We start from the raw sequence: 9,535 nt of genomic DNA on the forward strand, positions 1-9,535 counted from the left end.
GGACCGTTCGGAGTGCCTGGATACTCTAGAGTCAGCTGGACATCGTGGCCTCCGGCTGAAACCTTGCTTTCAGCCGGCACGGACAAGCCCCCTCTCCCTTCAGGGAGAGGGCTGGGGAGAGGGAACGGCGCCAAACCGAAACACCCAGCCCACCTGGAAACTCCATTCGCGAGCAAGCCCGCTCCTACAAAGCGAGCCCCCTCCCCCCAATTCGGCTCAGCCCCCGGCATCTGTATGATGTGGCGAGTTTCGCCCTGCTCCGGAGTGCCATTCGTGACCGACCTTCTTCGCCGCTTCCTGCTGCTGTGCTGCCTGGGCCTGTTCCTCGCCGGGCCGGCGTCCGCCGCGCTGCCCAGCATTCCCGGCGTGACCGGCGGCGGCGATGGCAAGGTCAGCGAGGCGCAGCTGCAGCAGTCGCTGGACCAGGTGATCAAGACCCTGGAGAACGACCAGCAGCGCGCCGACCTGCTGAAGAAGCTCAAGCAACTGCGCGACGCCACCAAGAAAGGCGCGGAAGACCAGGGCGGCGTGCTGGGCCTGATCGGCGACACCCTGGGCAGCCTGGAGAAACGCTTCGAGGGCAGCAACAGCCCGGCGCTGCGCTGGAGCGGCCTGTTCCAGCAGGCCGGCGCCGAGCTGCAGGAACGCACCCCGTCCCTGCAGGAATGGCCGGGGATGATCCTCGACTTCTCCCTGGTGATCCTGCTCTGGGCCTGCCTGGCCCTGGGCCTGCGCTGGGTGGCGCGGCGCATGCGCGAGCGCTTCGGGCTGGCCGAGGAGCTGCCGCAGCACCCCAAGACCCGCGACCTGCTGCTGTTCGCCCTGCGCAAACTGGGGCCCTGGCTGGTCGCCTTCCTGATCACCGTCTACCTCTCCGTGGTGTTGCCCAGTTCCCTGGGCAAGCTGGTGGCCATGGTGGTCGCCTACGTGCTGGTGTGCGGCACGCTGTTCTCCGCGCTCTGCGTGATCTCCCTGTCGCTGCTCGGCGGCCCGCACCGCGCGCGGGCGCTGAACATCCTGCGGCGCCGCGCCTTCCGCCCGCTGTGGCTGATCGGCAGCCTGGCGGCCCTGGGCGAGGTGATGCACGACCCGCGGGTGACCGACAGCCTCGGGCAGAACATCGCGCTGGCCGTGGGCTCGCTGGCGAACATCTGCGCCGCGCTGTTCACCGCCCTGTTCGTGCTGCAGTTCCGCCGCCCCATCGCCCACCTGATCCGCAACCAGCCGCTGGAGCGCCGCCTCAAGCGCCGCGGCCTGCACGAGCTGGTGGAGCTGGTCGGCTCGCTGTGGTACGTGCCGGTCCTGCTGCTGGTGGGCATCTCGCTGTTCGCCACCGTGGTCACCGCCGGCGACAGCAGCTACGCCCTGCGCCGGGCCCTGCTGTGCGCACTGATCGCGGTGGTGGCGATGACCGTCAACGGCCTGATCCGCCGCGCCCACCTGCGCTCGGCGCAACGCAGCAGCCGGCGCAGCGCGCCCTATATCGAGCAGTTGCAGAACTTCGGCTACACCCTGCTGCACATCGCCACCCTGCTGGTGTTCCTGGAGGTGGGCCTGCGCGTCTGGGGCATGTCGCTGATCGGCTTCGCCGAGGGCGATGGCTCGCAGATCAGCCTCAAGCTGATCAGCTTCGGCAGCACCCTGCTGGTGGCCTGGCTGATCTGGATCCTCACCGACACCGCGGTGCAGCACAGCCTCGGCCTGGGCGGGAAGAACCGCGCCAACACCCGCGCGCTGACCATGCTGCCGCTGATCCGCAACGTGCTCTTCATCACCATCGCGGTGATCGCGCTGATCGTCGCCCTGGCCAACATGGGCATGAACGTCACCCCGCTGCTGGCCGGCGCCGGCGTCATCGGCCTGGCCATCGGCTTCGGCGCGCAGTCGCTGGTGGCCGACCTGATCACCGGGCTGTTCATCATCATCGAGGACTCGCTGTCGATCGACGACTACGTCGACGTCGGCGGCCACCTGGGCACGGTGGAGGGGCTGACCATCCGCACCGTGCGCCTGCGCGACCTGGACGGCGTGGTGCACACCATCCCGTTCAGCGAGATCAAGAGCATCAAGAACTACTCGCGGCAGTTCGGCTACGCCATGTTCCGCTGGCCGGTGCCGGCGAGCATGCCTATCGACGACGCCCTGGCGCTGGTGAAGGACGTGGCCGGCGAGCTGCGCAACGACCGCTGCATCAACCGGGCGATCTGGTCGCCGCTGGAAATGCAGGGCGTCGAGAGCTTCGACAACGGCCAGGCGATCCTGCGCTTCCGCTTCAAGACCGCGCCGATCCGTCAGTGGGAGGTGCAGCGCGCCTTCAACCTGCGCCTGCGCCAGAAGCTGGACAAGGCCGGGCTGGAGCTGGCCATGCCGCGCCTGAACGTGCAGCTCTCGCGCATGCGCAAGCCGCGCGAGGAAGACCCGCAGGCCCCCGCCGAACCCGCCGACGGCGGCATCTGAAACCGCCGGCTCAGACCGGCTCGCGCGAGGCCTCGGCGCCGGCCAGGGCGTTGACCTGGGCGCCCTTCTCGGCCAGCACCTGGCCGTAGACCTTGCAGCCTTCGTTGATCCGCACCCGGTCGGCGCTCACGGTGGTCGGCCAGTCCTGCGCGCCGACCACGCAATCGCGCCCCAGGCTGATGCTGCGCCCGGCGCTCAGCGGCCCGGCGACGCGCGAACGGCGGCCGACGCGCACCGAGCCGCGGGCCAGGATGCCGCCGGCCACTTCCGCGCCCTCGTCCATCCATACGCCACCCTCGACCTGCACCGAGCCGAGCACGCGGGAATAGCGGCCGAGGAACAGGTCGCCACGCACCAGCAGGTCGCCCTCCAGGCAACCGCCGGCGGCCACGCGGTACTCGCCCTCCTCGACCTGGTTGCGGCCACCGCCGACCCTGGCGATGCCGGTCGGCGTGCGGGAACAGTCACCGAAGCGGATTTCCCCCGCGGAGATCCGCCAGAACTGCAGCGGCGGGCGGATGCGTATCAGCCCTTCCACCACCAGCGGCCCATGCAGGCAACGGTCGGCCGGGTGCAGGCCCAGGGGCAGGTAGAGCAGGTTGCTCGGCGCCGCGCCGGCCTGCGGCCTGGGCAAGGCCGGCGGCTCGGGCAGCTCGCAGGCGTGCCAGGTGGCGGCGGCAGCGGCCGGTACACCGGCGGTGCTGGCCACGGGCAGCGGCAGCAGGCGCGGCAAGGCCACCAGCAGCAGGGCGATGATCAGGGGCAGCAGCAGGGTCATGCTCGGCACCTCCCGCTCAAGGCGCCAACTGCCAGGCTCCAGGCGGAGCGCAGGGGATGGGACGAATGGATGGACATGGCGTTAACTCCGGACGCCCCGGCACGAGGCGCGCATACGATTCGATGCGCCTATCTCAAGCCATGCCCCCGGGAATACCGTTGACATTTGTCAGAAAACGCAGAAATCACCAACGAAACCGCGCTAGATATCAAATAAGTTCTAGAAAAGCAGCAGCTGTCCGTCGGCTGCGCACTGTTAACTTCCACGCAAACCGGACCGCGGGATGGCGTTTCGCTTGCCACCCGTCGGCGCCGATGCAAGGCTTAGCCCATTGCCTTCCGGGAGATCACGCATGCGCGTGCCAGTCATCTGCCTGCTGCTCGCCCTGGCCGTGCCGGCCAGCGCGCAGATCTACAAGTACACCGACGCCAACGGCAAGACGGTCTTCACCAACCAGCCACCCAGCGGCGTGAGCGCCAAGCCGGTGGAACTGCCGCCGACCAACACCGTGGGCGCCCAGTCCCCCGGCGCACCGCTGGGCGGCGGCGACGGCGAGCAGCGCCAGGCCCGCTATGCCATCCTGGCCATCGCCGGCTTGCCCGACGAGGAGGCCCTGCGCGCCAACAACGGCAACTTCGACATCGAGGTGGCCATCCAGCCGCAACTGGCCATGGGCGACCGCCTGCAGCTGCGCCTGGACGGCCAGCCCTACGGCGCGCCCAGCAGTTCTACGCGCTTCAGCCTGAGCAACCTCGAACGCGGCGAGCACAGCCTCTCGGTGGACGTGGTGCAGGGCGAGCGCGTGCTGCAATCCAGCGCGCCGGTCAGCTTCACCCTGCAGCGCATCAGCACCAACAGCCCGGCGCGCGTCAGGCCCATGCCGAGGAGCGGCAACTGATGAAGCGCCCACTGCTGCTCGGCCTGCTTTTGCTGGCGGCGTTCCAGGCCAGCGCCGAGGTCTATACCTACATCGACAAGGACGGCAACCGCGTCTTCACCGACCAGCCCACGCGCAGCAATGCCCAGCGCCTGAACCTGGCGCCGCCCAACGCCATGCCGAACATGCCCCCGCCGCTGTATGCGCCCGCCGCGCAGGCCCTGCCGCCACAGCCGCCGCAATACCAGGTGCTGCGCATCCTGGTGCCTGAGCCCGACGCCACCGTGCGCGCCAACGACGGCGAGCTGATCGTCACCGTCTCCAGCGACCCCAACCTGCTGCCCGGGCACAGCTACCGGCTGTTCCTCGACGGCGTGCCGGTGGGCGCGCCCAGCCGCAGCCCGGTGTTCCCCCTGCACAACCTGGATCGCGGCACCCACCAGCTGTCGGTGGAAATCCTCGACCAGCGCGGCCAGACCCTCGAACAGACGCCAAACCAGCCGTTCCACATGAAGCGCGTCTCGGTCGCCGAGGCCGACGCCAGCGGGCAACCGGCCCTGGCCGCCCAGCGCTGAGCCCGGCGAAGCTTCCCACGCCCTCTTAAGAAGCCTTTCCCGAGAATGCGCACCACTTTGGTGCGCAAGCCTGCACCACTTTCTATACTCTCCCCATTTCGGGTCACGACTACGGCGCGTTTTCCCTGAGGAAATGCCACGAGTCGGCGCAGATCGCGGCCTGGCGCGTCTTTTCGGGGCTTGGTTTGCTTTTTGCATTTTCCTGCCCAACCTTGGAACGCTGCCCGCCATGCCTACAGAAACCCAGCTCAGACTGTTGCTCGACAACCTCACCACGGCGGTGATCCTGCTCAACGCCGAACTGCGCCTGGAGTACATGAACCCGGCCGCCGAGATGCTCCTGGCGGTCAGCGGCCAACGTAGCCACGGGCAGTTCATCAGCGAGCTGTTCACCGAGTCCCAGGAGGCCCTGCAGTCGCTGCGCCAGGCGGTGGAGGAAGCGCACCCGTTCACCAAGCGCGAAGCCACCCTGACCTCGCTCACCGGCCAGAGCATCACCGTCGACTACGCGGTGACGCCCATCCTCAACCGCCGCGAGACCCTGCTGCTGCTGGAGGTCCACCCGCGCGACCGGCTGATGCGCATCACCAAGGAAGAGGCCCAGCTGTCCAAGCAGGAGACCACCAAGCTGCTGGTGCGCGGCCTGGCCCACGAGATCAAGAACCCCCTGGGCGGCATCCGCGGCGCCGCCCAGCTGCTGTCCCGCGAGCTGCCCGACGAGTCGCTCAAGGACTACACCAACGTCATCATCGAGGAGGCCGACCGCCTGCGGAACCTGGTGGACCGCATGCTCGGCTCGAACAAGCTGCCGCAACTGCGGGTGACCAACATCCACGAAGTGCTGGAGCACGTCTGCAGCCTGGTGGGCGCCGAGACCCAGGGCAGCATCCCGCTGATCCGCGACTACGACCCGAGCATTCCCGACCTGCTGCTAGACCGCGAGCAGATGATCCAGGCGGTGCTCAACATCGTGCGCAACGCCATGCAGGCCGTCGCCGCGCACAACGAACTGCGCCTGGGCCGCATCACCCTGCGCACCCGCACCCTGCGCCAGTTCACCATCGGCCACACGCGCCACCGCCTGGTGTGCAAGGTGGAAATCATCGACAACGGCCCGGGCATCCCGGCCGAGCTGCAGGACACCATCTTCTACCCCATGGTCAGCGGCCGCCCGGACGGTACCGGGCTGGGCCTGGCCATCACCCAGAACATCATCAGCCAGCACCAGGGGCTGGTCGAATGCGAGAGCCACCCCGGCCACACCGTATTCAGTCTGTTCCTGCCCCTGGAACAAGGAGTGCACCACCCATGAGCCGTTCAGAGACCGTCTGGATCGTCGACGACGACCGCTCCATCCGCTGGGTACTGGAAAAAGCCCTGCAACAGGAAGGCATGACCACCGTCAGCTTCGAGAACGCCGACAGCGTCATCCACCGCCTCGGCCGGCAGCAGCCGGACGTGATCATCTCGGACATCCGCATGCCCGGCTCCAGCGGCCTCGACCTGCTGGCGCAGATCCGCGAGCTGCACCCGCGCCTGCCGGTGATCATCATGACCGCCCATTCCGACCTGGACAGCGCGGTAGCCTCCTACCAGGGCGGCGCCTTCGAGTACCTGCCCAAGCCCTTCGACGTCGACGAGGCCGTGTCCCTGGTCAAGCGCGCCAACCAGCACGCCCAGGAGCAGCAGGGCCTGGAAGCGCCGGCCAACCAGGCGCGCACCCCGGAGATCATCGGCGAGGCGCCGGCGATGCAGGAGGTGTTCCGCGCCATCGGCCGCCTCAGCCATTCCAACATCACGGTGCTGATCAACGGCGAGTCCGGCACCGGCAAGGAACTGGTCGCCCACGCCCTGCACCGCCACAGCCCGCGCGCGGCCGAGCCGTTCATCGCGCTGAACATGGCGGCGATCCCCAAGGACCTGATGGAGTCCGAGCTGTTCGGCCACGAGAAGGGCGCCTTCACCGGCGCCGCCGCGCAGCGCCGCGGGCGCTTCGAGCAGGCCGACGGCGGCACCCTGTTCCTCGACGAGATCGGCGACATGCCGGCCGACACCCAGACGCGCCTGCTGCGCGTGCTGGCCGACGGCGAGTTCTACCGCGTCGGCGGCCACACCCCGGTGAAGGTCGACGTGCGGATCATCGCCGCCACCCACCAGAACCTGGAAAACCTGGTGCGCGAGGGCAAGTTCCGCGAGGACCTGTTCCACCGCCTGAACGTCATCCGCATCCACATCCCGCGCCTGGCCGACCGCCGCGAGGACATCCCGGCACTGGCCCGGCACTTCCTCGCCCGCGCCGCCCAGGAGCTGGCGGTGGAGCCGAAGCTGCTGAAACCGGAAACCGAGGAATACCTGAAGAACCTCGGCTGGCCGGGCAACGTGCGCCAGCTGGAGAACACCTGCCGCTGGATCACCGTGATGGCCTCCGGCCGCGAGGTGCACATCGACGACCTGCCGCCGGAGCTGCTGACCCAGCCCCAGGACAGCCTGCCGGCGGCCAACTGGGAACAGGCCCTGCGCCACTGGGCCGACCAGGCCCTGGGCCGCGGCCAGTCGAGCCTGCTCGACAGCGCCGTGCCGGCGTTCGAGCGGATCATGATCGAGACCGCCCTGAAGCACACCGCCGGCCGCCGCCGCGATGCCGCCGTGCTGCTGGGCTGGGGACGCAATACCTTGACGCGCAAGATCAAGGAGCTGGGCATGAAAGTGGATGGCCCGGACGACGAAGGCGACGACTGAAGCGCCCCTGGAGCGATCGAAGGGGCCTGCGGGCCCCTTTTTCGCGGGGAAGCGTTCTTGCACCTTGTAGGAGCGAGCTTGCTCGCGAACGGAGTTTCCAGGTGGCCTTGGTATTTCAGTTTGACTCCGCTCCCTCTCCCCAACCCTCTCCCTGAAGGGAGAGGGGGCTTGTCCGTGCCGAGAAAGAATTTGGAGTCAGTCGGAAACCACGCGCTAGCCGGCTAACGCCGAAACACCCGAGCACACCGAACGGTCCCCTCTCCCTTCAGGGAGAGGGCTAGGGAGAGGGGCGGAGTTGAGCCGACACACCGTCGCCAAGGGTAAACACAGCTCACGAGCAACCTTCCCTTGCGATAACCCCGAAATACCCCCAGAACCTGTGGATAACCCTGTGCACAGGCCGGGGAACGATCGCCCCGCAGCCCAGGCCCCGCGGGCCTCGCAGCCCCGGCTGAATTCTGTGCAGGATTTCCCACCTTGCCCACAATCACTGTGCGCCCACCTGTGGACAACCTTGGGATGAATGGCCACGACGCAGACCCCACGGGCCCTGCGCCGGATCGATCAATCGCTGCTCAATCCGTGGCGAAGCCGAGCTGGCGCCAGGCTTCGTAGACGGTCACGGCGACCGTGTTGGACAGGTTCAGGCTGCGGCAATTGGGGCGCATGGGCAGGCGCAGGCGCTGCTCCGGCGGCAGCGCGTTGCGCACCTCCTCCGGCAGGCCGCGGCTTTCCGGGCCGAACAGGAAGGCGTCGCCGCGCTGGTAGGCGACCTCGTGGAAGGCATGGGAACCCTTGGTGGTGAAGGCGAACAGGCGCGGGTGGCCGAGCTTCTCCAGGCAGGCCTCCAGGCTCGCGTAGCGCTGCACCGGGGCGTACTCGTGGTAGTCCAGGCCGGCGCGGCGCAGGCGCTTGTCGTCCAGTTCGAAGCCCAGCGGCTCGATCAGGTGCAGGCTGCAGCCGGAATTGGCGCAGAGCCTGATAATGTTGCCGGTATTCGGTGGAATTTCCGGTTGGAAGAGGATGACATGGAACATGCAGCGCTCCGGGCCTGAGGACGGCCGGCATTCTACTCCCGCGGCGGCGGATGTGCGGCCCCGGCCGTGGCTGCGGGTGTTCTCGGCGCTGGCCATCGGCGGGCTGATGATCGGCCTGATGCTCGGCCGCCTCACCGGCCCCACCCCGGGCGAGCCGCGCCTGCTCGCCGTACAGGCGCAGGAGGGCACCTTGCTGCTGCGCTTCGACCAGCGCGCCACGGTCGAGGCCGGGCAGATCGAGGGCGCCCTGGCGCTGCGCGTGCGGGCGGCGGGCGCGGCGACGGAAGGCCAGATGCGCCTGGACGGCCAGCCGCTGCGCTGGCGCGTGGAGAACCGCGACGGACAATTGTGGATAACCCTGTTGTCCACCCGCCACCTGGGCGGTAGCTGGGACAGCGAGGAGAAGGACGGGGACTGGGTGCTGCGGGTCCATCCGCAATTGCGCTGAGGGCGCCGGCGGCAACCCTCGGGAAGAAAGAAGGGGATTCCCCGGCCTGCCTGAACCGAGGGCCCCGAAAGGGGCGGAGGCCGCATTGCGGACCTCCGGTGTAAAAAGGGGGTTTCCCCGGCCTGCCTGTACCAGGACCCCCGAACCGTTCGCGCCATCCACCGCATCGGGTCGCGGCGGCGCGCCTTGTGTAAAAGTGGGGTTTCCCCAGCCTGCCTGTACCGAGGCCCCGAAATCGTCATTGGGACCATTGCAGGGGCTGTGCCAATTTTGCGAAAGGGCTGGGATTTCACTTCAACACAGCCGCGCAGGCCAGTATTCATGGGGTTTTCAGAGAATTCCCCCGTGGACGTCCAGGCAGAAAAGACATGGCCGAAATGCCCGCGCAGGCTGGCCGAGAAGGCGCCTTGCTAGTGCACGCGCACCAAAGTTGAACGCGCAGAGATGCTTTTCGTAGGAGCGCGCCCTGCGCGCGAATCGCGGGCAGAGCCCGCTCCTACAGGTGCGGCAGAAACGTCATCGCCAAAAAACCACGGGCAAAAGAAAAGGTTCTTCGCGGAGTCTGGGGAAAGAGCGGATTGACAGTCAGGGAAGCGGGTAGATTGGCAGTCGCCAAACGAACCA

8 protein-coding genes are annotated in these 9,535 nt (G+C 68.1%); 6 read left to right on the forward strand and 2 right to left on the reverse strand.

Going from position 1 to position 9,535, the window contains the following annotated elements; translation table 11 throughout:
- Positions 1 to 237: 237 nt before the first annotated feature.
- Entirely contained in the window at positions 238 to 2,457 is a 2,220-nt protein-coding gene (locus VV867_RS08350) for a mechanosensitive ion channel family protein (RefSeq protein ID WP_328566085.1), read from the forward strand.
- A gap of 10 nt (positions 2,458 to 2,467) precedes the next feature.
- On the opposite strand, the gene VV867_RS08355 is transcribed toward VV867_RS08350, so the two are convergent.
- Entirely contained in the window at positions 2,468 to 3,235 is a 768-nt protein-coding gene (locus VV867_RS08355) for a hypothetical protein (RefSeq protein WP_109936053.1), read from the reverse strand.
- Positions 3,236 to 3,587: 352 nt separating this feature from the next.
- Between VV867_RS08355 and VV867_RS08360 the strand changes: the two genes are divergently transcribed.
- From VV867_RS08360 to ntrC, 4 genes are all read left to right on the forward strand, one after another.
- The gene (locus VV867_RS08360) at positions 3,588 to 4,133 is read left to right on the forward strand and encodes a DUF4124 domain-containing protein (protein WP_109936052.1); all 546 of its coding nucleotides are present in this window, start codon (positions 3,588 to 3,590) and stop codon (positions 4,131 to 4,133) included.
- Positions 4,133 to 4,687: a DUF4124 domain-containing protein gene (locus VV867_RS08365; protein WP_089394548.1), complete on the forward strand. Its 555-nt coding sequence runs from the start codon at positions 4,133 to 4,135 to the stop codon at positions 4,685 to 4,687. The genes VV867_RS08360 and VV867_RS08365 overlap by 1 nt, the downstream gene beginning before the upstream one ends.
- A gap of 229 nt (positions 4,688 to 4,916) precedes the next feature.
- Positions 4,917 to 5,999, forward strand: coding sequence for a nitrogen regulation protein NR(II) (gene glnL, locus VV867_RS08370; protein WP_089394547.1), 1,083 nt, complete (start codon positions 4,917 to 4,919; stop codon positions 5,997 to 5,999).
- Positions 5,996 to 7,426, forward strand: coding sequence for a two-component system response regulator NtrC (gene ntrC / locus VV867_RS08375; protein WP_109936051.1), 1,431 nt, complete (start codon positions 5,996 to 5,998; stop codon positions 7,424 to 7,426). Before glnL ends, ntrC begins: the two co-directional genes overlap by 4 nt.
- A 575-nt stretch (positions 7,427 to 8,001) precedes the next feature.
- Here the strand turns inward: ntrC and trmL are convergent.
- On the reverse strand, positions 8,002 to 8,463 hold the full coding sequence (gene trmL / locus VV867_RS08380; RefSeq protein ID WP_109936050.1) for a tRNA (uridine(34)/cytosine(34)/5-carboxymethylaminomethyluridine(34)-2'-O)-methyltransferase TrmL: 462 nt from the start codon (positions 8,461 to 8,463) through the stop codon (positions 8,002 to 8,004).
- Positions 8,464 to 8,515: 52 nt separating this feature from the next.
- Between trmL and VV867_RS08385 the strand changes: the two genes are divergently transcribed.
- Positions 8,516 to 8,911, forward strand: a complete 396-nt coding sequence (locus VV867_RS08385) for a hypothetical protein (RefSeq protein ID WP_256595957.1) — start codon at positions 8,516 to 8,518, stop codon at positions 8,909 to 8,911.
- Positions 8,912 to 9,535 lie beyond the last annotated feature (624 nt).

It is taken from the genome of Pseudomonas sp. JH-2 (assembly GCF_036231725.1).
Classification (GTDB): Bacteria; Pseudomonadota; Gammaproteobacteria; order Pseudomonadales; family Pseudomonadaceae; genus Pseudomonas; species Pseudomonas delhiensis.